This window comes from Alistipes sp. An116 (genome assembly GCF_002161005.1).
GTDB lineage: Bacteria > Bacteroidota > Bacteroidia > Bacteroidales > Rikenellaceae > Alistipes > Alistipes megaguti.
Genome location: NZ_NFLR01000002.1, coordinates 283,209 through 305,937, shown reverse-complemented (window position 1 = coordinate 305,937; position 22,729 = coordinate 283,209). Strand labels below are relative to the sequence as shown.

The following is a 22,729-nucleotide window of genomic DNA, read 5'->3' as shown; positions in this document are numbered from 1 at the left end:
GGGAGGGGTGCTTTGAGGTCACATGTGCCGAGTCCCTCATGCTCCGGCATACAAAACAAAAGGGAGAACCTTACGGCTCTCCCTTTTTCTGCCCCCTCTGGAGCGGAAAACGGGACTCGGACCCGCGACCTCAACCTTGGCAAGGTTGCGCTCTACCAACTGAGCTATTTCCGCATGCATGACCGCTCTCTGGCGGATTGCGAGTGCAAAGGTAACGAAAAAATGTCAATCTCCAAATTTTTCATCCTCATTCTGCAATTTTTTTACAATTCAGTCCAGATCATGCCCTGCGAACACGGCAGCTGCAGACCTTATTTTCATGCCGGACGAAGTTTTTTCCCCCCCCCGGCAAAAGATGCTCCGAGAGATTGGTTAAACGACCACACAAGACATTTCGTCGACAAAATCCACCGCTTCGTCCAATTTAATTGTGCGCCTGCAACGCGAGATGTAGTTTTGTGACCGAACAAGAGACAAGCCCCGAAAGGCAAAACCCGAAAGGCAAAAGTTGAATGAAACGAATCGTGTTGACATATTGCTTCATGCTGGCAGTCGGAATAGCCGCCGCAGCGCCCGGTGAGGGCTCCGACAGCCCCGTAGTCGTGATAACCGACAGTATCTCCGGAGTAGCGGAACGTCCGACGGAACATGCCGGCAACACCGTTACCACAACCGGTGAACCGACCGCAACGATACCGGTCTCCGACACGCTCTCGACGACGAAGACCTGGACCCTGAACGAATGTCTGCGTTATGCCCTGGAGAACAACATCCAGCTCCGACAGAGCCGCAACAACTACCTCTCGGGGCTCGAAGACACCGAAGAGGCCAAAGCCGCCATGCTGCCGTCGCTGACAGCCTCCACGACCCAGGGTTTCACGAACTATCCCTCGACGAACGTCTCCGACCGCAACACCTATACGGGAACCTATGGTGTGAATGCCGGTCTGACGCTCTACGAAGGGGGCAAACTCCGCACGGCGGTCCGCCAGCAGAAACTGCAGAACCGCATCGACGCCCTCACGGTGGCCGAATCCGAGAACGACATCCGCATCGCCATCGTGCAGGCCTATCTGCAGGCTCTCTATGCCGCCGAGGCGGTCGAAGTGGCCCGCAATACGGCCGAAGTCTCCCGCGCCCAGCGCGACCGGGCCGAGGAGCTCTGGAAAGCGGGATCGATCAGTCGGGTCGATCTGGCACAACTCGAAAGTCAATATGCGAGTGATCTCTATCAGGTCACCACGGCCTGCTCGACACTCGACAACTACCGGCTTCAGCTCAAACAGCTGTTGGAACTCGACATAACGGAGGAGATGAACCTTACCGCGCCTGCCATTCAAAAGAGTGAGGTGTTGTCGTCCCTGCCCGCCAAAGCCGCAATCTATGCAACGGCACTGGAGGCCATGCCCGAAATCGAACGGGGCAAACTGGCCGTCGAATCTGCGGAGCTGGGTATTCGGCAGGCCCGGGCCGGGTTCTATCCCTCCGTTTCACTTACCGCCGGCATCGGCACGGGCCACATGTCCAACGGCGGATACGAAAACGGAAGCCAGATCTGGAACCGCTTCAACGAGAATCTCGGTCTGACGCTGAGCGTGCCGATCTTCTCGAACCGCCGCAACCGTACGGCGGTGAACAAGGCGCGCCTCGAGGAGGCCAACAGCCGCCTCTCGTGGCAGGATCTGCAGAAGACGCTGCTGCGCGAGGTGGAATCGGCCTACCTGGACGCCCTTTCGGCCCAGTCGCAGTACCGCGCCGCCACCGAGAAGGAGCGCTATGCCCGTGAGAGTTTCGACCTGACGCAGGAGCAGTTCAACCTCGGCGTGAAGAACACCGTCGAACTGATCACGGCACAGAACGAATGGGCCTCCTCACGTCAGGAGGTGCTGCAGGCCAAGTACATGGCGCTGCTGAACATCGAGCTGCTGAACATCTACCAGGGGCTCGGCACCCGTACGATCAACTGAAAACAAGCAACATAAGATGAAACGGAAAAGAATCCTGATTGCGGCGGCGGTCGTCATCGCAGCCATTGTGCTGTGGCTGGTGCTGCGACCTTCGAAAGGGGAGGGTATCACGCTGGAGACCACGCCGACGAGCCGCATTACGATCCGCAATTCGGTGACGGCCACCGGCACCGTCGAACCGGTCACCGAGGTGGAGGTCGGCACACAGGTCTCGGGCATCATCGACCGCCTCTACGTCGACTACAACGACGTGGTGAAGGCCGGCCAGCTGATCGCCGAGATGGACAAGGTGACGCTGCAGGCCGAACTGGAGTCGGCACAGGCCGAACTGGCCAACTGCAAGGCCGAGTACGACTATCAGACGAAGAACTACGCCCGGACGAAGGCCCTGCACGAGAAAGCGCTGGTGAGCGACCAGGAGTACGACGACGCCACGTACCTCTACGAGAAGTCGCGGGCGGCCTACGACCAGGCCAAGGCGGCCATGGTGAAGGTCGAGCGCAACCTGGGCTACGCGACCATCACCTCGCCGATCGACGGTGTGGTGATCAGCCGGGCCGTCGAGGAGGGACAGACCGTCGCGGCAGGCTTCGAGACCCCGACGCTCTTCACCATCGCCAACGACCTGACGCAGATGCAGGTCATCGCCGATGTCGACGAGGCCGATATCGGGCAGGTGGCCGACGGCCAGCGCGTGGAGTTCACCGTCGACGCCTATCCCGACGACACGTTCAGCGGAACGGTCGAGCAGGTGCGGCTCGAGGCGACGACCGAATCGAGCGTCGTCACCTACGAGGTGGTCATCACGGCCTACAACCCCGACCTGAAGCTCAAACCGGGGCTGACGGCCAACGTGACGATCTATACGCTCGAGAAGGAGCAGGCGCTGGCCGTGCCGACCAAGGCGCTGCGCTTCGTGCCCGATGCGGAATTGCTGGGCGAAGTGGGCGTGACCGTCGGAGGAAGCGCAACCTCGGCCCCGGGCAAACGCGAGGTGTGGGTGATGCGCGGCCGGGAGTTGCAGCCGTGCCTGGTCACGACGGGAGCCGCGAGCGGCGATCTGACGGAGATCACCGGAGGACTCACCGACGGCGATACGGTAGCCGTGGAGCTGACGGCGGTCACCTGGCAGCCACAGGCTCCCACGACGGAACGCAGTCCCTTCATGCCGTCGCCTCCGGGATCGGACAAAAAGAAGAAATAGGGGTCACAACCGCAGATGAACGAGGATAAAACGGAGAAATGCCATGGACGGGAATGAGAAGCGGGAGGTGATCCGGCTGGAGCAGATCCGGCGCAATTTCCAGGTGGGCGACGAGACGGTCCACGCCCTGCGCGGCGTGTCGTTCACGATCCGCGAGGGGGAGTTCGTGACGATCATGGGCACCTCGGGATCGGGCAAGTCGACGCTGCTCAATACGCTGGGATGCCTCGACACGCCGACCTCGGGCGAATACTACCTCGACGGGGTGTCGGTGCGCACGATGGACAAGAACCAGCGGGCGACGCTGCGCAACCGCAAGATCGGCTTCGTCTTCCAGAACTACAACCTGCTGCCGAAGACGACGGCCATCGAGAACGTCGAACTGCCGCTGATGTACAATCCGCAGTGCAAGGCCGACGAACGGCGGCGACGGGCCATCGCGGCGCTGGAGGCCGTGGGGCTGGGCGACCGGCTCCTGCACAAGAGCAACCAGATGTCGGGCGGACAGATGCAGCGTGTGGCCATCGCGCGGGCGCTGGTCAACAACCCGGCGGTGATCCTGGCGGACGAAGCCACCGGAAACCTCGATACACGGACGAGTTTCGAGGTGCTGGTACTCTTCCAGCAGCTCCACGCCGAGGGGCGCACGATCATCTTCGTGACACACAACCCCGAGATTGCGCAATACAGCAGCCGCAACATCACACTGCGTGACGGCCATATCACCGGCGACACCCGCAACGAACACATCTTGAGTGCGGCCGAGGCGCTGGCCCGGCTGCCGAAACAGGAGGATTATTAGCAGACCATGAACTTCGCGAATCTTTTCAAAATAGCCGTCAAGGCACTGAGCAACAACAAGCTGCGCGGCTTTCTGACGATGCTGGGCATCATCATCGGCGTAGCGTCCGTGATCACGATGCTGGCCATCGGCCAGGGTTCGAAACGCAGCATCCAGGCCGAGATCAGCGAAATGGGGTCGAACATGATCATGATCCACCCGGGCGGCGACCGCCGGGGCGGCGTGCAGCTGAGCGCCGACGACATGGAGTCGCTCAAGTTGGAGGATCTGGAGGACATCCAGACCAAGACGCGCTACGTGACCTACGTCTCGCCGTCGGTCAACAGCGCGGGACAGGCCGTCTACGGATCGAACAACACCCCGACGACGGTCTACGGCGTGAATCTCGACTACCTGGAGATCCGCCGCTACCGCGTCGATGACGGCGACACCTTCTCGGAGCAGGACATCAAGACCGCCGCGAAGGTCTGCCTGGTCGGGAAGACCGTTGTCGACGAACTCTTCCCCAACGGGGAGAATCCCGTGGGCAAGGTCATCCGCTTCGGGACCATCCCGTTCCGGATCGTCGGTGTCCTGGAGAGCAAAGGCTACAACAGCATGGGCATGGATCAGGACGACCTGATCATCGCCCCCTACACAACCGTCCAGAAACGTATTCTGGCCATCACCCACCTGCAGGAGATCGTCTGCTCGGCGCTGACCGAGGCCTACACCGACCAGGCCATCGACGAAATCACGGAGATCCTGCGTGAAAACCACCGGCTGAAACCCTCGGACGAGGACGACTTCTCGATCCGTTCGCAGCAGGAGATGGCCTCGATGCTCACCTCGACGACCGACATGATGACCGTTCTGCTGGCGGCCGTGGCGGGCATCTCGCTCCTGGTCGGCGGCATCGGCATCATGAACATCATGTACGTCTCGGTAACGGAACGAACACGTGAAATAGGCCTCCGCATGTCGATCGGCGCCAAGGGGATAGACATTCTGGCGCAATTCCTCATCGAATCGATTCTGATCAGCGTTACGGGCGGACTGATCGGCGTAATCGTGGGCGTCGGAGCCGCCATTGCGGTGAATCTGATCGCCGCCTTCCCGATCTACATCCAGCCGTGGAGTGTCTTCCTCTCGTTCGCGGTCTGCACCCTCACGGGAGTCTTCTTCGGGTGGTATCCGGCCCAGAAGGCCGCCATGCTCGACCCGATCGAAGCCATCCGCTACGAATAACCGGCTTAGGAAGCCGGCCTTAGGGGCTGCGTATACGCCAAGAGGTTTCCGAACCAGCAATCGGGCGCTCCCAGACCGAAATTTTTATTACCTTTGTTCCATGACCGCATCGCAATCGAAATTCACCGGGTGGCTGGTCCACATCACGGTTTGGGCCGTGATCTTCTGTATGCCGCTCTTCCTGACCGGTCCCAACCGGCCACTGATGAACGGACCGCAATACGTACGTTTCCTGCTCGTCCCGATCTCGTTCATGGCGGTCTTCTACACGAACTATTTCCTGCTGATCGACCGCTATCTGACCACACGCCGCTTCGGCCGCTTTACGGGCTACAACCTGCTGTTCATCGCCGTGGTGATGATCCTGGTCCACCTGCTCTTCCGCTACGTACTGCCGCCCGACATGCATCATCCGCCGATGGCACGCCCCTGGCAGCATACGGTACGCTTCTTCGCGGGCAACCTGACCCTTTACCTGCTGGTGGTGGGGGTTGGCGTGGCCATCCGCATGACCAGCGGATGGTACCGTGCCGAAGCAGCCCGCAAGGAGCTCGAACACAGCCATACGCAGGCCGAGCTCCAGAACCTCAAGAGCCAGTTGAATCCCCACTTCCTCTTCAACACGCTCAACAACATCTACTCGCTCATCCAGCTCGACACCGACCGCGCCCAGCAGGCCGTCCACGATCTGAGCCGTCTGCTGCGCTACGTGCTCTACGACAGCAGTCATCCGACGGTTCCCGTGGCGGCGGAGATCAACTTCCTGCGCGACTACATCGAGTTGATGCGCATCCGTCTGCCGCGTCACGTGAAGCTCTTCCTTGCGCTGCCCGACGCGCCGTCCGAGCGTCCCGTGGTACCGCTGCTGTTCATTTCGCTGGTGGAGAACGCCTTCAAGCACGGCGTCGACAACGACCGCCCCTCCTACATCTCAATCGACATCCACGAAATCGGCGACCAGCTGATCTGCCGCATCAAGAACAGCTACTTTCCCAAATCGGGCGCCTCGGACCGCAGCGGCTCGGGAATCGGACTGAAAAATCTTTCCCGACGGCTGGAGATGCTCTATGCGGGACGATACACCTTCGAGTACGGACGTTCGGGCGACGCCTACACGGCACTGCTGTGCCTCAATCTGTCGGAATCATGAACTGGAAACTGCGCTGCATGGTCATCGACGACGAGCCGCTGGCCGTCGAACTGATGGAGAGTTACGTACGGAAGACCCCGTTTCTGGAGCTCGTCGGCTCCTGCGGGAGCGGCACGGCGGCCTTCACGGCCCTGCGCCGGCAGCCGGTCGACCTGCTCTTCTGCGACATCCAGATGCCCGGTCTGAGCGGCATGGAGCTCTCGCGCATGCTGCCCGCGCAGACGCGCGTCATCTTCACGACGGCCTTTCCGCAGTATGCCGTCGAGGGGTTCCGGGTCCAGGCGATGGATTATCTGCTCAAGCCGATCAGCTATAACGACTTCCTGACGGCGGCAAACAAGGCGCTCGCGTGGTTCGATCTGAAACGCCGCGCCGAACAGTCCCTGCACTCCGGAGCGGAGAGCCCGGCCGGGGCATCCGGCCTTTCGGCGGCGGCAGAAACGGAATCCGGCGGCAAAGCGTCGCAAAGCGTCGGAACCGCGGCACCGGCCGGAGCAGCCGGAGCAGCCGGAGCAGCGGGGGAGTCGCCTGCCGTACAAGGGGGCGGACAAGAGGGTGCACAGGGATCCGGTCAAAGAGCCACACAAGGGACCGGACCTGCCGGAAGGTTCGGCGACGATCTCCGGCAGAGCCTCTTCGTCAAGACGGAGTATCGCCTGCAGCAGATTCCGCTCGAAAGAATTCTCTATATCGAAGGGCTGAAGGATTACGTGAAGATCCACGTCGAGGGCGAAGCCCATCCGGTCGTCTCGCTGCTGAGTCTGAAGAGCCTCGAGGAGCAGCTTCCGGCCGACCGTTTCATCCGGGTCCACCGCTCGTATATCGTCCAGCCGTCGAAGATCCACACGATCGAACGCAACCGGATTCTCTTCGACCGGGAGCGGATCCCCATCTCGGAGAACTACCGACAGCCGTTCTACGATTTTCTCGCCCGCCACGCACTGCTTCCGGGAGGCATTCCCGGCAAGGAGTAGAGCTGCCGTAACGCCCTCCCGCCGACCGTCCGCACCCCTGAAGGCCGACCGCACCTCCTCGCCGGCCGGCAATATCCCGCTCCGGGTCATGCCCCGGCCCGCCCTCTGCGGTCCGAACTTTACGACAAAAAGAACCAAAAGCGGAAAAAGTTCTTCCAAAACATCATATTTGGCCGAAAAATCCGTTTCCTATGGAAAAAGTTCGTACCTTTGCAGGCTCCCGGAAACCAGGCAAACATCCGGAACTTTATTGAACATGAAACTATCACGCGAGAAAATCGTAAAGCAGGCGACCCAAGCCGGACGCCGCACGCTCCAACTCGGCAAACAAGCCGGCGGACGCATCCGCCGCTTCTCCAAGCGAACGTGGGAAATTCTGGGCCTCTGCGTCATCCTGATTGCCGGAGGTGTTTGGTGGATCTTCCGCCCCGAACCGCCCAAGCCCATTCTGCCCGTCGTCGAGGTGGAGCCCGTCCGGACGGACGACATCGAAATCTACGGCGAATACGTCGGACGCATCCGCGCCCAGCAGTTCGTCGAAATCCGTGCCCGCGTCGAGGGCTTCCTCGAGAAGATGCTCTTCGAGGAGGGCACCTACGTCCGCCGCGGACAACCGCTCTTCATCATCGACCCCAAGGTCTACGAAGCCCGCGTCAACAAGGCCCGGGCCCAGCTGAACAAGGACAAGGCCATGGCCCAGAAGGCCGAACGCGACCTGCAGCGCATCCAGCCCCTCTACGAGCAGAATGCCGCCAGCCAGCTCGACCTGGACAATGCCGTCGCCTCGTACGAGAGCGCCACGGCCGCCGTGGCCATGAGCGAGGCCGACCTCACGCAGGCCGAAACCGCCCTGAGCTACACCACGGTCAGTTCGCCCATCTCGGGCTACATCTCCGAACGCAGCGTCGACATCGGTACGCTCGTCAGCCCGAACGGCAAGTCGCTGCTGGCAACGGTCGTCAAGAGCGACACCGTACGCGTCGACTTCAGCATGACGGGCCTCGACTACCTGAGAAGCAAGGCCCGCAACGTCAATATCGGTCAGAAGGATACCACCCGCAAGTGGAACCCCTACGTCACCATCACACTCCCCGACAACACGCCCTATCCGCTGCCCGGGCTGGTCGACTTCGCCGATCCGCAGGTCGATCCCGAAACCGGAACCTTCTCGGTGCGTGCCGAAATGGCCAACCCCGACCGGATCCTGCTCCCGGGACAGTTCACCAAGGTGCGGCTGCTGCTGGACGTGCGGGAGGACGCCATGGTAATCCCCACCAAGTCGGTGGTCATCGAGAAGGGCGGCGCCTATATCTTCGTGGTGCGCCCCGACAGCGTGGCCGAACGCCGCATGGTCGAACTGGGGCCTGAACTGGGCAACCGCGTGATCGTCGAACGCGGCGTGGTGCCGGGCGAGAAGATCGTCACCGAGGGATTCCACAAACTCACCCACGGCGACAAGGTCGAACCCGTCGCTCCGGTCAGGGAGACGGCCAAGGACGAAGTGTCGAATCCCGAAAACTGATCCGCACATGAAATCCGATTTCTTCATTGACCGGCCGATATTCTCGACCGTCATCTCGATCGTCATCGTCATCGTGGGTCTGCTGGGACTGGTGCTGCTGCCCGTCGACCAGTATCCGCACATCGTGCCGCCGGTGGTCAAGATCTCGGCGTCGTACCCGGGCGCCAGCGCCCAGACCGTCACGCAGGCCGTCGCCACCCCGATCGAACAGGAGCTGAACGGTACGCCCGGCATGCTCTACATGGAGTCGACGAACTCCAACTCGGGAAGTTTCACCGCCACGGTGACCTTCGACATCGACACCGATGCCGACCTGGCCGCCGTCGAGATCCAGAACCGCGTCAAGCAGGCCGAGGCGCGTCTGCCGGCCGAGGTCGTGCAGAACGGCATCTCGGTCGAGAAACAGGCCTCGAGCCGCCTGATGACCGTCACGCTGCTGTCGAACGACCCGAAATTCGACGAAATCTACCTCTCGAACTACGCCACGCTGAACGTGCTGGACATGTTGCGGCGCGTGCCGGGCGTCGGCAGCGTCTCGAACGTCGGCAGCCGCTACTACGCCATGCAGATCTGGGTGCAGCCCGACCGTCTGGCCAACCTCGGACTCACGGTCCAGGACCTGCAGAAGGCCCTCAAGGACCAGAACCGCGAATCGGCCGCCGGTGTGCTGGGCCAGCAGCCCATCACGGATCTCGACGTCACCACGCCGATCATCGCCCAGGGGCGTCTCTCGTCCGTCGGGCAGTTCGAGGAGATCGTCATCCGCGCCAACCCCGACGGCTCGCTCATCCGCCTGCGCGACGTGGCCCGCGTCTCGCTCGAAGCCGCTTCGTACAACACCGAGAGCGGTATCAACGGCGGAAATGCCGCCGTGATGAACGTCAACATGCTGCCGGGCGCAAACGCCATGGAGGTAGCCCAGCGCGTCAAGCAGACCATGGAGGAGATCAGCCGCAACTTCCCCGAGGGTATCTCCTATGAGATCCCCTTCGACATGACGGATTACATCTCGCAGTCGATCAAGGAGGTCTACCATACGCTCATCGAGGCGCTGCTGCTGGTGATCCTCGTAGTCTTTCTCTCGCTGCAGAACTGGCGGGCCACGCTGATCCCGACGATCGCCGTGCCGATCTCGCTGATCGGTACGTTCGGCGTGATGCTCGTCTTCGGCTTCTCGCTCAACATGATGACGCTGCTGGGTCTGATCCTGGCCATCGGTATCGTCGTCGACGATGCCATCGTGGTGGTCGAGGCCGTCGAACGCACGATGGACGAGGAGGGGCTGTCGCCCTACGAGGCCACCAAAAAGGCCATGAAGGGGCTGGGCAGCGCCATCATCGCCACGTCGCTCGTTCTGTGCGCCGTATTCGTGCCGGTGAGCTTCCTGTCGGGCATCACCGGACAGTTGTACCGGCAGTTCACCATCACGATCGCCGTTTCGGTGCTGATCTCGACGTTCGTGGCCCTGACCCTCTCGCCGGCCCTCTGCGCCCTGATCCTGCGGCCCGATTCGGGCAAGAAGAAAAACCGCCTGTTCCGCCGCATCAACCTCTGGCTGGCTCGCGGCAACAAGTTCTACGAGAAGATGATCCGCGGCGGCGTGCGCCACTCGAAGCGGATGCTCGCCCTCTTCGGGCTGACACTCGTGGCGCTGTGGCTGCTGAACAAGGTCGTGCCGCAGAGCTTCATGCCCCAGGAGGACCAGGGCTACTTCACCGTCGAACTGGAGCTCCCCGAGGGGGCTACGCTCGAACGCACGCGCAAGGTCACCGACCGGGCCATGGCATACCTGATGTCGCTGCCCGACGTGGAGTACGTGCTCAACGTCACGGGTTCGAGCCCGCGCGTGGGGACAAACCAGTCGCGCAGCCAGCTGACCGTGATCCTCAAGCCGTGGGAGGAGCGCAAGAGTTCGGATATCCGCGAGGTGATGAGTGACGTGCGGAAGGAGCTGGAGCGCTATCCGGAGAGCAAGGCCTACCTCTCGACGCCGCCCGTCATCCCGGGACTGGGCGCCTCGGGCGGTTTCGAGATGGTGCTCGAAGCCCGCGGCGACGCCTCGTACAACGACCTGCAGCGGGCCGTCGACACGTTGCTGCACTACGCCTCGCAGCGCAAGGAGCTCACCGGACTCTCGTCGTCGATGCAGAACGACATTCCGCAGCTCTACTTCGACGTCGACCGCGACAAGGCCCAGATGCTGGGCGTTCCGATGGCCGACATCTTCTCGACGGTGAAGACCTTCACCGGGTCGGTCTACGTCAACGACTTCAACATGTTCAACCGCATCTACCGCGTCTACATCCAGGCCGAGGCCCCGTACCGCGCCCAGCGTGAGAACCTCGGACTGTTCTTCGTGCGGGGTGCCGACAAGGCCATGATCCCGATCACGGCCCTCGGCACGACCTCCTACACCACGGGACCGGGTACGATCCGCCGCTTCAACATGTTCAACTCGGCCACCATCTCGGGCGAAGCGGCCCAGGGCTACAGTTCGGGACAGGCGATGGCCATCCTCGAACAGATCGCCCGGCGTCATCTGCCCGCGACGATCGGCATCGAGTGGAGCGGCCTCTCGTATCAGGAAAAGCACGTCAGCGGGCAAACGGGCTACGTACTGGGGCTGGCCTTCCTCTTCGTCTTCCTCTTCCTGGCGGCGCAGTACGAAAGCTGGCTGATCCCCGTGGCGGTGATCCTCTCGCTGCCCATCGCCGGCATCGGCGCCTACCTCGGAAACTGGGCCTGCGGACTGGAGAACAACATCTACTTCCAGATCGGTCTGGTGATGCTGGTGGGCCTGGTGGCCAAGAACGCCATCCTGATCGTCGAATTTGCCAAGGAGGAGGTCGAGAAGGGTCGCGACACGTTGTCGGCCGTCATCCAGGCCGCGCACCTGCGTTTCCGGCCCATCGTCATGACCTCGCTGGCCTTCATTCTGGGCATGCTGCCGCTCGTGTTCGCCAGCGGTCCGGGTTCGGCCAGCCGCCAGGGAATCGGTACGGGCGTCTTCTTCGGCATGCTGGTGGCCATCACGGTCGGCATCGTCTTCGTGCCGTTGTTCTTCGTCTGGGTTTACAAAGTGAAAGAAAAATGGTCGAAACGATGAAACGAACTACCTTATATATCCTCCTGTGCGGATGGCTGCTGACGACGGCCGCCGGCTGTTCGGTGCAGAAGAAGTGCAAGTCGCCCGATCTGGAGGTTCCCGAAGAGATCGTCGCCGGAGAGCGGGATTCACTCTCGATCAGTGACCGCAACTGGTGGGAGATCTACTCCGACCCGACGCTCTGCCGGCTGATCGAACGCACGCTCGAACACAACCGCAGTCTGCAGTCGGCCGACGCCCGCGTGCGCCAGCTCGAGGAGCTCTACCGCGTGAGCAAGGCCGCGCGTCTGCCGTCGGTCGACGGGATGGCCTATGCCAACCGCGAGACGAACGACTATGCCGACACGAAGTTCTCGAACGATCCCGAAATCGGCATCAAGGCGCGTCTGAGCTGGGAGGCCGACCTGTGGGGGAGCCTGCGGTGGGCCAAACGCAAGGGTGCGGCCGAGTATCTGGCCTCGGTCGAGGGGGCCCGGGCACTGCAGATGGCGCTGGTGGCCGAGGTGGCCACGGCCTACTTCGAGCTGGTGGCGCTGGACAACGAGTTGCAGATCGTCCACCGTACGGTGGAGACCCGCGAGGAGAGTGTCGAACAGGCGCGGCTGCGTTTCGAAGGGGGCCTGACCTCCGAGACGAACTACCAGCAGGCGAAGGTCGAGCTGGCGAGCGCCTCGGCGCTGATTCCGAATCTCGAGCTGCAGATCGCCCAGAAGGAGAACCAGATCTCGGTACTGGCCGGGGGATTCCCCGACCGGGTCGAACGGGCCAAACTGGATCTGAATGTCGTGATGCCCGAAGCGCTGCCCATCGGGCTTTCGTCGACGCTGCTGCAGCGGCGGCCCGACGTGCGGCAGTCCGAGCAGCAACTGCGCGCGGCGATGGCGGGCGTGGGCATTGCCTATGCCGACCGCTTCCCGCGGCTGACCTTCACGCTGACGGGCGGTGTGGAGAACGGCCACTTCAAGGGGCTGCTCGAATCGCCCTTCACCTACATGGCCGCCAATCTCACGGCGCCGCTCTTTGCCTTCGGCACCAAGCGGGCGAAGTACCGCGCAGCGCTGGCGGCCTACGACCAGGCGCGGCTGGGCTATGAACAGAAGGTACTGGAGGTCTTTCAGGAGGTGAACGACGCCGTGGTGGCCTACCGCAACATGCGCCGCACGGCCGAGTTGAAGTACAACCTGCGCGAGGCGGCCCGGCAGTATGTCGTACTGGCCAAGCTGCAGTATATCAACGGGGTGATCCGCTACATCGACGTACTGGACGCCCAGCGGAAATTCTTCGACGCGCAGATCGAGGAGAGCAACGCCGTGCGCAACGAACACCTGGCGCTGGTCGAGCTCTACAAGGCGCTGGGCGGCGGTTGGAATGTCGACCGCACGGTCTTCCGAGAGCAGGCTGCGGCCGCCGCGGATGACGCTGCAACCGCCACGGAAACCTCCGGAAGGGAATAGATCTCCGGGAGGGTGGAGCAGGAGGGGATAAGCCGCAGCTGCCCGACACCGCTCCGATGCCGCAAAGATCCCTGCGAACCGATGCGAATCAGCCCCCTACGGAAATCAGCCCCTACGAAAACACGAAAAGACCTCCGACCTGTGGGTCGGAGGTCTTTTCGCATGCCGGTGTGAAGGGATCCGAAGCGACGCCGGCATCCATCCGGCTACGGCTTCCTGCGATGGAGCCGGGCGCGGATGCGGCTCAGCGACTGGGGCGTGATCCAGAGATAGGAGGCGATGTGTTTGAGCGGCACGACGCGCAGCAGTTCGGGATTCTCCTCCATCAGAGCCCTGTAACGCTCTTCGGCCCGCGGGGCACCGCCGGCGGCCAGCAGCCAGTTCTCCAGATCGAGAAACTGCACCTCGAACAGACGCCGTCCGAAATTGGCCGCCTCGACCGACTCGCCGAAAAACAGTTCCAGCTCCCGACGCGGAAGGGCATAGAGTTCGGCATCGCACATCGCCTCGATAGTGATCGACGAGGGACGGTCGTCGACATAACTGCGCGTCGAGAAGATCGCCTCGCCCTCCCCGGCAAACCACAGCGCAATGTCGTTCCCTTCGTGCAGATAGTGGCCGAGCCAGACGCCGCGGCTCACCAGGTAGAAATCGCCGTTGCGCTCGCCCTGACGCACAATGCACTCGCCCTTGCGGTACTCGCAGCGCTCCATGCGGCCGAGTAGCGCTTCGCAGGCCGGGATCGGAAGGTGATATTTCCGGCTGAATTTTTCGAGAAAGGGAGTCATTGCGCCTTGCCGTTACGATTCATACCGCAAAGATAGGAAAACTGCAGCGCGAAGACAAGCCGCCGGCTCGACAAAACCGCATGCGACGTGACGCTTCTATGCGGCCCGATGTTTCGGACGGCGTGCGTAGATGGCCACGACCACACAGAAGGTGAGCACCTCGGAGAGCGGTACGGCCAGCCAGATGCCCGGGATACCGGCCACAAGCGGCAGCCCGAAAAAGCATCCCACCTGAAAGACGAAGCCGCGCAACAGCGTGAGGGCCATGGCCGGACGCGGTCGCTCGACACTCTGGAAATAGATGATCGAGACGATGTTGACGGCAAAGAAGACAAATCCGGCGGCAAAGAGCGGAAGCCCCTCGACGGCTATTCTGTAGGCGGGATATTCCGGCGAGATGAACATCGCCGCGATCCAGCGGCTGGCCAGCGCCGTTGCAAGAAAGACACACGCTCCGAACCCGACGGCCGTAGCCAGCGCCAGGTGGAAGGCCCTGCGGACCCGGTCGGGATTCCCGGCGCCGAAGTTATAGCTCAGAATGGGCTGGGCCGACTGTCCGATGGCGTTGTTGACCATGAAGATGATCGGGAAGAAGTAGCAGGCGATGCTGAAGGCCGCCACGCCGTCCTCGCCCAGATAGCGGATGAAGACGTAGTTGCCCGAAAACATCATCGTGGCGATGGCCGCCTCGCAGAGGAAGCTCGACAGCCCCAGCCGACACATGTAGCCGACGTTGCGACGCGTCAGGCGCAGGCTTTTGCGGCTTGTCTTCACGCGGCAGAAGCGAACCCGGCAGCGACGCCGGCTCAGGTAGACGACAATCATCACCGCCCCGACGACATACCCCAGACTTGTGGCCAGTGCCGCCCCCAGCATGCCCCAGCCGCAGACGAAGATGAAGACGTAGTCCAGCACGATGTTGATGACGGCCGGCACGACGTTGCAAAACATGGCGTAGTTGGGCGAGCCATCCAGACGGATGAAGAACATCCCGGAGCTCAGCAGCGCACTGAAGGGCAGGAACGGCACAAACCAGCGCATGTACTCGACGGCCAGCGGCAGCAGCCGCTCGGAACTGCCCAGCAACCGCGCCACCTCGGGCATAAAGAGCGAAATCACGCTGCTGTAGAGGGCCAACAGCAGCGTCGAGACGACGACGGCCTGCGTGATGTTGATACGGGCCGTGCGGAGCTTACCGTGCGAAAGGTGAATCGACGCCACGACCGACGCCCCGACACCGAACATCAGACCGACCCCCGTGCTGATGAGGAAGAGCGGCGAGGTGATGTTGACCGCCGCCAGAGCGTCGCTGCCGATGCCGTGGCCGACGAAGATGCCGTCCGTGATGACGAAGGCGACCGAGAAGACCATCCCCAGCACCGTCGGGATCAGCAGACGCCGGAACAACTGCGGAATGTCCATCCGTGCGAAATCGATACTGTCTTTCATAGGTTCCGTTTTTGGGTCACAAAGATAGGGGCTTCCGCCTGCGGAAAAATTAACATAGGATAAAAAATCGGCCCGACGACGGACCCCAAAAATCCCGGCCGGGAGGATCTCGGTCGGGATTGGGGATCGGGAATTGCGCCCGGACGAACAGAGACTCCGGGAATCAGAGCTTGTTCTGCCGGAGCTGCTCGACAAAATGGTCGATGCGGTGCAGCTGCTGCGGGATATCGATCGTCTGCGGACAGTGTGACACGCACTGCCGGCAGCCGATGCAGTGGCTGGCCTGACGCAGCCGCGGCACCGAACGGTCGTAACCGATCAGAAAGGCCCGCCGGGCCCGTTGGTAATCGGGATCCTGCGCGCTCTTGGGCACGTTGCCCTCGTTGATACACTTGTTATAATGGGCGAAGATGGCCGGGATATTCAGCCCGTAGGGGCAGGGCATGCAGTACTGGCAGTCGGTGCAGGGAACCATCGGATACCGGAGCAGATCGCGGGCTGTCTCCTCGAGCAGTGCATATTCGGCCTCGGTCAGCTCCTCGAGCGGCGAATAGGTGCGGATATTGTCCTGCAGATGCTCCATGTAGGTCATGCCGCTCAGCACCGTAAGCACCTTCGGATAGGAGCCCGCAAAGCGGAAGGCCCACGATGCGGCACTCTGCGTCGGACGCTGCTCCTTGAGACGGGCGACCAGATGGTCGGTCAACCGCGAAAGACGCCCGCCGAGCAGCGGCTCCATGATGACGACCGGAATGTTGCGCTTCTCCAGTTCGCCGTAGAGGTAGTCGGCATTGAGGTTGCGGCCCGAGGCGTGGCGCCAGTCGACGTAGTTCATCTGGATCTGGACAAAGTCCCAATGGGCTTCGCCGCTGTCGTGCATCGCCATCATGTGTTCGAACAGCTCCTTCGAACCGTGGAACGACCAACCCAGATTGCGGATGCGTCCCGCGGCACGCTCGCCCTGCAGGAACTTCAGCATGCCGTTGTCGATGAAGCGCTGCCGGAAGGTCTCGATTCCCTTGCCGCCCAGCGAGTGCAGCAGGTAGTAGTCCAGATAGTCGACCTGCAGCTCGCGGAACGACTGCCGGTACATGGCCAGCGAGTTTTCGCGCGTGGGATTCGAAAAGTTCGACATCTTCGTAGCCACGAAATAACTCTCGCGCGGATGACGCTTGAGAGCAATGCCCGTCGAACGTTCGGAAAATCCCTGCAGGTAGACGGGCGCCGTATCAAAATAGTTGACCCCGTGGGCCAGCGCGTAGTCGACCAGCGTGTTGACCGTCTCCTGATCGATCGGGTTGCCGTCGGCGGCCGGAGTCTCGAGCAGCGGCCAGCGCATGCATCCGTAACCCAGCAGCGAGACCCGGTCGCCCGTCGACGAGCTGGTGCGACAGGTCATCCGGTCGGTCGGGACCTCGCCCTGCGGGGCGGAGGTGCCGCTGCCGCTCTTCGGCGCACATCCGTAAAGGGCAGCCGTCGTGGCGGCCGCACCGAGTCCCAGCGTCTTCAGAAATTCGCGGCGGTCTATCTTGTTCTTCTCCATCTCTTTCACCGTTTAGAGCGTTTTGTGTTGTTGATGCCCCTCGACGACAATGGCGCTGAAGGGTCGGGCCGGGCAGAGGTTCTCACACGCCCCGCAGCCGATGCAGCGGGCCTCGTCGATGGTCGGAATGTGCAGCGAATGGGGGTCATTCGGATCGCTCGGCACCATGTGGATCGCCCCGACCGGGCAGTGGCGGGCGCAGTTGCCGCACGAGACGCCGTCGGTCCGCACCACGCAGTTTTCGGGAATCCACACCGAGTGGCCGATCTGGATCGAGGACTTCTCGGCCAGATCCGTCAGGCGGATGGCACCCGTCGGGCAGACCTCCGCGCACTTCGTGCACTCGGGACGGCAGTAACCGCGTTCGTACGACATCTCGGGCTTCATCAGCCGCATCAGATCGCCCGACGGTCGCAGCACCTGATTCGGGCAGACCGTCACACAGAGCTGGCAGCCCGTGCAGTGGGCGAGGAAATCCCGCAGGCTCCGGGCTCCGGGCGGTACGAGCGGCGTCGACCGCTCCGGGGCGCGTTTCTTCTCGATAAAGGCCAGTCCTCCGTCGACCTTCTTCTCCTGGGCCTGAATGGCCGAACCCACCAGCAGTCCCACCACGCCGAGGAATCCGCGGCGCGAAACCTTCCCCCCGGCGGAACTCTCCGAAGCCGGGGAGGCCGGGGCGTTCACCGAGGCAGCAGAGGCTGCAAAGACAGCGGGGGAGACAACCGTGGCCGAAACAGGGCTATCGGTCGTAGCTGCAGCGGGGGAGACAACCTGGACAGAAGCGGCCGTCGACCGCGAGAGACTCTTCTTCCGGTCCGGTCCCTTTGCGTCGGTTCCGGCGGCCGGTTTCGGTGCCGAGTGCCGCCACGTATAGGAGATGACCCCCTGGCGGCAGTGCTCCAGACAGTCCATGCAGGCCACACAGCGGCTGTAGTCGATCGTGTGAGCCGCCGGATCAATGCACGAAGCCTTGCAGTTGCGGGCGCAGAGCTTGCAACCGTTGCACTTCGACACGTCGAAGCGCGGCTTGAAGAGCGAGAAGCGCGACAGCTCGCCCAGCACCGTGCCCACCGGGCAGACCGTATTGCACCACGTGCGTCCGCCACGCCACGCCAGCACGAAGATCACCACGAAGGTCACCCCGGCAACGAGCAGCGTCGGGAGGCTCTTCAGCCAGACATCGACCGAATAGAAGGCGTAGCTGTCCAGACGCTCGGCCGCCCAGGCCAGCAGGTTGTTGCCCCAACCGTAGAACGGCGCCACGAGACTCTGGACCATGCGTCCGTAGGCGCTGTAGGGGGCAATCAGTGCGCCGATGCTTCCCAGACCGGCGGCCATCACCCCGATGAAGAGCACAAGCACCGTCCAGCGCAGCCACGTCCGGGCCGGCCGGTAGACAAAACGGTTGCGGTGCCTGCGCCGCCGTCCGGAGAACCACGAGACGAGGTCCTGCAGGACGCCCAGCGGGCAGATCACCGAACAGTAGATGCGCCCGAAGAGGAGCGTCAGCACCACCAGAAAGAGCACCACCCCGACGTTCAACGCCAGCACGGCGGGCAGAAACTGGATCCGGGCCATCCAACCGAACCACGCGTGGATGCTCCCCGTAAAGTCGAGGAACAACAGCGTGATCAGAACGAAGAAGAGGGTCGCCAATGCGATCCGGATTTTTCGCAGCATGGGTATTCAGTTTGTTCTATCTCACTATCTCATTCCGACGGATGCACACGCTCATCCGTCGATCATTCACCGCATTCCGCGCCCCCTCCTTCCGCAGAAGCCTACTTCTTCCCGGGCAGCACCTCGTTCAGGCAACCGATGGCGTTGAGCGTCCGCGGATAACCGATCCACGGCAGCAGCTGCGTCACCACGGCCAGCAGTTTGCGCTTGTCATTGCCCACCTGCACGTTGCCGGCGATATGCCCCTTGACCTGGGGTTCGCAGCCGCCGAGCGAGATGAGGATCGAAAAGGTCACCAGTTCGCGCATCGGCTCGTCCAGCCCGCCGCGGGTCATGTAGTCGCCGAAGCAGTTGGCCGAGAGGAAATCCTGAATGTGACGCTCCTCCCCGGGAGCCGCGGCACGCATGGCGTCGATGTTCGCGGCACCGAAGATCGTCCGCTGCACAGCCAGACCCTTTTCGAAACGGTCCTCGCGCGAAGTCGTCCCCTGCGGCGCAAGCGGCAGCTTCACGCCCCGGGCCCGCAGTATGTCGTTGGTCAGCTCCAGCAGATCGGCCACACGCGCCATTCCGGCGTAGGGGACCGCATGGTAGAGTACCTCCTTCACCTCGACGGGGGTTATGCCCGTATGAAGAGCCGCCTCAAGGGTCGTCCGGAAGAGCGTCCGGCTCTCCAGCGCCACGGCCGAGGCCAGCGTACAGAGCAGGCGCGTCCGCAGATCGAGATCGCTGTGGGAGGGAACTTCGCCGAGTGCAAAATTAGCAAAAATTTCCGCCAGTTCGGGATCTTCACCGCCCAAAATGGGCGTTTCACCCGGGAACAACTGCTCCAGCAGCTGCCGGGCATCCTCGCTGAGGACCGGAGCGGCGGCTGCAGCGGTTGTGGCGGCCGCATACTGCGCGTCGTCGACGGGTTCGAGCCACGTATTGACGTTGGTCTGCGGATTGCACTCGACGGCCAGATGCGAGAACCAGCTGTCGGGAGCCGCTCCGTGCCAGTGTTCGACATCAGGTGCGATCTCGACGATATCACCCGGCAGCAACTCCCGGGCCGCCTCGCCCCGGGCCTGATAATAGCCCCGCCCGCCGACGGCAATCAGCAGCTGACCGCCGGTATGGCTGTGCCAGTTGTTGCGGCATCCGGGCGAGAAGGTCACGTTCGAAACCGGCACGTGAAGCGCCGATTCACGGGTCAGCGGTGCCAGCCAGGCCTGACCGATAAAATACTTCGAAAACTGTTCCGGTAATTTGTCACCCACGGGAAACGGGCTGACTTTCTGAGGTTTTTCCATATGCTGTGCATGTAACGTTTGTACACATCCGCCCGTTACCAACAGCAGGGCGGTCCATAAGAGGTTCCAGATTCCGTTCATAAGGTTCGGGATGAAAGTTTCACGGTACAAAAGTAGCATCTTTCCGCCCTCCGAACCATACCCGGATTACGGATCCGCCTACCCGTTTTACGTATTCTCCCGGCAGCACGGCTGCCGGCCCCGTACACCCTCGGCCGTCGCGTCCGCCCGCACCGGTCCGCAGACGGCAGGAGGAGCGGATCCGGCACGGGGCCGCTCCTCCTCGGCCGTCGTGCTCCCGATCGCGGGACCGGTCACTCGGCGTCGATACGCACCTCGTTCGTCAAGGGCTTGTGAGCCTCGAATTCACGGATGTTCAACATCGTAATGCGCGCGATGTTGTCCAACGCCTCCCGGGTGAAGAATCCCTGATGCGAGGTGACAATCACGTTGTTGAACGACAGGAGGCGCGCCAGCACGTCGTCGTCCATAATGCGGTCCGAGGTATCCTCGTAGAAGTAGGCCGCCTCCTCTTCGTAGACATCCAGACCGGCCGCACCGATGCGTTTCTCCTTCAGTCCGTCGATCAGCGCCTCGGTATGGATCAGCTGCCCGCGGCCCGTATTGATGAGCACCACCCCCGGCTTCATGTGCGAAATGGCCACGTCGCCGATCATGTAACGCGTCTGGTCGGTCAGCGGGCAGTGGAGCGAGATGATGTCCGAACGGCTGTAAAGCTCCTCAAGCCCGACGTAGGTGATCCCTTCACGGGCGGCATAAGCCTCGTCGGGGTAGAGGTCATAGGCCAGAATCTCCATGCCGAAGCCCTTCAGAATGCGGATCAGTTCCCGGGCAATCTTGCCCGTACCGATGATGCCGGCCGTCTTGCCGTACATGTCGAAGCCCATCAGACCGTGCAGCGAGAAGTTCCCGTCGCGCGTGCGCCAGTAGGCACGGTGGATCTTGCGGTTGAGCGCCAGCATCAGTGCCACGGCGTGTTCCGCCACGGCGTGCGGCGAATAGGCCGGAACCCGTACCACCGGAATCCCGTAACGGGCCGCCGCCTTCAGATCCACGTTGTTGAAACCCGCACAGCGCAGGGCTATGAGCCGCACGCCCATCTCCGAGAGGGCGCCGATCGTCTCGGCATCGGCCGTATCGTTGACGAAGATACAGACAACATCCGCCCCCTTGGCCAACGCTACGTTGTTGGCATTCAGATGGCTGCGATGGTAGCAGACCTCGAAGCCGAAATTCGGACGGATCCGCTCGAAGGACTCCTTGTCGTAAGGTTGCGTCCCGAAAAGCATGACTTTCATAGCATTCGAATATTAGCCGGAATTTTCCGTGTCCCGAATCGACGCCTCCCCGCATCCGTCTCACCCGCAAACGCAGGGTGCGACATCCGAGGCGTCGCGTCGTTCTGAAAACGAAAAATCGAAGTTTTCATTATGTCGGTTTCCAGAAATCGTCCGTTCCGCCGCCGATTGTATCCAGTCACCTATATATTAGACGACTCCACCGGGAATGCGGCAAATTCGGGTCCAAAGCCGCCCCCTTGAAGACCAAAAAACCCGCCACAGCAGGATGCGATTATCCCCGTCGTGCGTTGCGGTATTCGGTGGGGGACTCCCCGGCGTGCTTCTTGAAGAAGCGGCCCAGATAGGACTGATCGGGGAATTTCAACCGGTAGGCGATCTCCTGCACCGAAAGATCCGTCGAGCGGAGCATCATCCGGATCTCAAGCATCACCGAGCGGTCGATGAACTCCTTGGCCGACGTATGGGCCACGCTGCGCACGATCGTCGACAGATAACGCGCCGAGATGCAGAGCCGGTCGGCATAAAAGGACACCTCGCGCTCCTGCGAGCAATATTCGTGAACAAGGGCTGCAAAGCGCTGAAACAGCTCTGTCTGACGTGTCGTCGACTCTCCGGCCGGCATCTGCTTCGAAGCAAAACGCTGCATCTTGTCGTAGATCTCCAGCAGGACGTTCTGCAGCCGGTTCTTGACAATCGTATTGCGGTAGATGTTCTGCCGGTCGCGGTAGTTGAAGGCCATCATCTGAAACCAGATATTGGTTCCGTCGACAATCCGTTGCGGGGGAGTCGACGAGAAGGGATTGCGATGCACGATCTCGAAAAATCCCGGATCCAGGCGGAAGGCCGCCTCCAGAAAAAGATCCCGCGAAAATGTGCAGTACGAGGCACGAAAATTCTCCGTCCGATCCAGAAAAAGCAGATAGCTCCCCGGCAGCAGCAACACCGTCGAATTGCATTGCAGCCGCCCCTGACACTGATCGACCATCACCTCCGCATGTCCCTCCCGACAGAAGAGAATGGCACACCCCTCGAGGCGGTGGGCATTCTGCTCGAAGTAGGAAAAATCGGACTCGCCGACAATGAACTGCTCCTCCGCAGAGGTGATTAACGGGTTGATTGAGGTCATGTGAATTCTTTTTTCGAACAAAAATAGTGAAAAAAGAGTTAATTCCTCTATTATTGTTCCGAAAAATGCCAACACTGTTCGCAATATAAGGCACATCGGCACCGTTTTTAAGATACTTTTGCA

General features: G+C 61.8%; 16 protein-coding genes and 1 tRNA gene. 9 read left to right on the top strand and 8 right to left on the bottom strand.

The genetic code is table 11. The features are described from left to right. Positions 1 to 98: 98 nt before the first annotated feature. Positions 99 to 174, bottom strand: a tRNA-Gly gene (locus B5E60_RS02505). Positions 175 to 512: 338 nt separating this feature from the next. Here B5E60_RS02505 and B5E60_RS02500 point away from each other — a divergent pair. From B5E60_RS02500 to B5E60_RS02455, 9 genes are all read left to right on the top strand, one after another. Continuing rightward, positions 513 to 1,967, top strand: coding sequence for a TolC family protein (locus B5E60_RS02500; RefSeq protein WP_239403173.1), 1,455 nt, complete (start codon positions 513 to 515; stop codon positions 1,965 to 1,967). A gap of 16 nt (positions 1,968 to 1,983) precedes the next feature. After that, positions 1,984 to 3,171, top strand: a complete 1,188-nt coding sequence (locus tag B5E60_RS02495; RefSeq protein ID WP_087309295.1) for an efflux RND transporter periplasmic adaptor subunit — start codon at positions 1,984 to 1,986, stop codon at positions 3,169 to 3,171. Positions 3,172 to 3,214: 43 nt separating this feature from the next. Continuing rightward, positions 3,215 to 3,973, top strand: a complete 759-nt coding sequence (locus tag B5E60_RS02490; protein WP_087309294.1) for an ABC transporter ATP-binding protein — start codon at positions 3,215 to 3,217, stop codon at positions 3,971 to 3,973. A gap of 6 nt (positions 3,974 to 3,979) precedes the next feature. After that, positions 3,980 to 5,200, top strand: a complete 1,221-nt coding sequence (locus B5E60_RS02485; RefSeq protein ID WP_087309293.1) for an ABC transporter permease — start codon at positions 3,980 to 3,982, stop codon at positions 5,198 to 5,200. A 100-nt stretch (positions 5,201 to 5,300) separates the two neighbouring features. After that, on the top strand, positions 5,301 to 6,350 hold the full coding sequence (locus B5E60_RS02480; protein WP_087309292.1) for a sensor histidine kinase: 1,050 nt from the start codon (positions 5,301 to 5,303) through the stop codon (positions 6,348 to 6,350). Next, complete coding sequence (locus B5E60_RS14135; protein WP_239403171.1) at positions 6,347 to 7,324, top strand: LytR/AlgR family response regulator transcription factor; 978 nt, start codon at positions 6,347 to 6,349, stop codon at positions 7,322 to 7,324. The genes B5E60_RS02480 and B5E60_RS14135 overlap by 4 nt, the downstream gene beginning before the upstream one ends. A gap of 256 nt (positions 7,325 to 7,580) precedes the next feature. Next, a complete protein-coding gene (locus B5E60_RS02465; protein WP_087309291.1) occupies positions 7,581 to 8,846 on the top strand; it encodes an efflux RND transporter periplasmic adaptor subunit in 1,266 nt (421 codons plus the stop codon). A gap of 7 nt (positions 8,847 to 8,853) precedes the next feature. Beyond that, positions 8,854 to 11,952: an efflux RND transporter permease subunit gene (locus tag B5E60_RS02460; RefSeq protein WP_087309290.1), complete on the top strand. Its 3,099-nt coding sequence runs from the start codon at positions 8,854 to 8,856 to the stop codon at positions 11,950 to 11,952. Beyond that, complete coding sequence (locus tag B5E60_RS02455; RefSeq protein WP_087309321.1) at positions 11,949 to 13,406, top strand: efflux transporter outer membrane subunit; 1,458 nt, start codon at positions 11,949 to 11,951, stop codon at positions 13,404 to 13,406. Before B5E60_RS02460 ends, B5E60_RS02455 begins: the two co-directional genes overlap by 4 nt. A gap of 206 nt (positions 13,407 to 13,612) precedes the next feature. Here the strand turns inward: B5E60_RS02455 and B5E60_RS02450 are convergent, their stop codons facing one another. The 7 genes from B5E60_RS02450 to B5E60_RS02420 all read right to left on the bottom strand — a co-directional run bounded on the left by B5E60_RS02450 (position 13,613) and on the right by B5E60_RS02420 (position 22,606). Then, positions 13,613 to 14,194, bottom strand: coding sequence for a Crp/Fnr family transcriptional regulator (locus B5E60_RS02450; RefSeq protein ID WP_087309289.1), 582 nt, complete (start codon positions 14,192 to 14,194; stop codon positions 13,613 to 13,615). Positions 14,195 to 14,290: 96 nt separating this feature from the next. Further along, positions 14,291 to 15,643 carry an MATE family efflux transporter gene (locus B5E60_RS02445; protein WP_087309288.1) on the bottom strand — a complete coding sequence of 451 codons (1,353 nt, stop codon included), beginning with the start codon at positions 15,641 to 15,643 and terminating at the stop codon, positions 14,291 to 14,293. Positions 15,644 to 15,806: 163 nt separating this feature from the next. After that, positions 15,807 to 17,186: an aldo/keto reductase gene (locus B5E60_RS02440; protein ID WP_087309287.1), complete on the bottom strand. Its 1,380-nt coding sequence runs from the start codon at positions 17,184 to 17,186 to the stop codon at positions 15,807 to 15,809. A 12-nt stretch (positions 17,187 to 17,198) separates the two neighbouring features. Beyond that, the gene (locus B5E60_RS02435) at positions 17,199 to 18,866 is read right to left on the bottom strand and encodes a 4Fe-4S binding protein (RefSeq protein WP_087309286.1); all 1,668 of its coding nucleotides are present in this window, start codon (positions 18,864 to 18,866) and stop codon (positions 17,199 to 17,201) included. A 101-nt stretch (positions 18,867 to 18,967) separates the two neighbouring features. Further along, the gene (locus B5E60_RS02430; RefSeq protein ID WP_446697988.1) at positions 18,968 to 20,158 is read right to left on the bottom strand and encodes a cupin domain-containing carboxymuconolactone decarboxylase family protein; all 1,191 of its coding nucleotides are present in this window, start codon (positions 20,156 to 20,158) and stop codon (positions 18,968 to 18,970) included. Positions 20,159 to 20,472: 314 nt separating this feature from the next. After that, the gene (locus tag B5E60_RS02425) at positions 20,473 to 21,477 is read right to left on the bottom strand and encodes a 2-hydroxyacid dehydrogenase (protein WP_087309284.1); all 1,005 of its coding nucleotides are present in this window, start codon (positions 21,475 to 21,477) and stop codon (positions 20,473 to 20,475) included. Between the two features lie 274 nt (positions 21,478 to 21,751). After that, positions 21,752 to 22,606, bottom strand: coding sequence for an AraC family transcriptional regulator (locus tag B5E60_RS02420; protein ID WP_087309283.1), 855 nt, complete (start codon positions 22,604 to 22,606; stop codon positions 21,752 to 21,754). Between the last annotated feature and the right edge of the window lie 123 nt (positions 22,607 to 22,729).

Coding starts and splice junctions, on each gene's coding strand:
- B5E60_RS02485 (WP_087309293.1), top strand. CDS start 3,980: ATGAACTTCGCGAATCTTTTCAAAATAGCCGTCAAGGCACTGAGCAAC.
- B5E60_RS02430 (WP_446697988.1), bottom strand. CDS start 20,158: ATGGAAAAACCTCAGAAAGTCAGCCCGTTTCCCGTGGGTGACAAATTA.
- B5E60_RS02490 (WP_087309294.1), top strand. CDS start 3,215: ATGGACGGGAATGAGAAGCGGGAGGTGATCCGGCTGGAGCAGATCCGG.
- B5E60_RS02445 (WP_087309288.1), bottom strand. CDS start 15,643: ATGAAAGACAGTATCGATTTCGCACGGATGGACATTCCGCAGTTGTTC.
- B5E60_RS02450 (WP_087309289.1), bottom strand. CDS start 14,194: ATGACTCCCTTTCTCGAAAAATTCAGCCGGAAATATCACCTTCCGATC.
- B5E60_RS14135 (WP_239403171.1), top strand. CDS start 6,347: ATGAACTGGAAACTGCGCTGCATGGTCATCGACGACGAGCCGCTGGCC.
- B5E60_RS02500 (WP_239403173.1), top strand. CDS start 513: ATGAAACGAATCGTGTTGACATATTGCTTCATGCTGGCAGTCGGAATA.
- B5E60_RS02420 (WP_087309283.1), bottom strand. CDS start 22,606: ATGACCTCAATCAACCCGTTAATCACCTCTGCGGAGGAGCAGTTCATT.
- B5E60_RS02460 (WP_087309290.1), top strand. CDS start 8,854: ATGAAATCCGATTTCTTCATTGACCGGCCGATATTCTCGACCGTCATC.
- B5E60_RS02440 (WP_087309287.1), bottom strand. CDS start 17,186: ATGGAGAAGAACAAGATAGACCGCCGCGAATTTCTGAAGACGCTGGGA.
- B5E60_RS02480 (WP_087309292.1), top strand. CDS start 5,301: ATGACCGCATCGCAATCGAAATTCACCGGGTGGCTGGTCCACATCACG.
- B5E60_RS02455 (WP_087309321.1), top strand. CDS start 11,949: ATGAAACGAACTACCTTATATATCCTCCTGTGCGGATGGCTGCTGACG.
- B5E60_RS02495 (WP_087309295.1), top strand. CDS start 1,984: ATGAAACGGAAAAGAATCCTGATTGCGGCGGCGGTCGTCATCGCAGCC.
- B5E60_RS02435 (WP_087309286.1), bottom strand. CDS start 18,866: ATGCTGCGAAAAATCCGGATCGCATTGGCGACCCTCTTCTTCGTTCTG.
- B5E60_RS02425 (WP_087309284.1), bottom strand. CDS start 21,477: ATGAAAGTCATGCTTTTCGGGACGCAACCTTACGACAAGGAGTCCTTC.
- B5E60_RS02465 (WP_087309291.1), top strand. CDS start 7,581: ATGAAACTATCACGCGAGAAAATCGTAAAGCAGGCGACCCAAGCCGGA.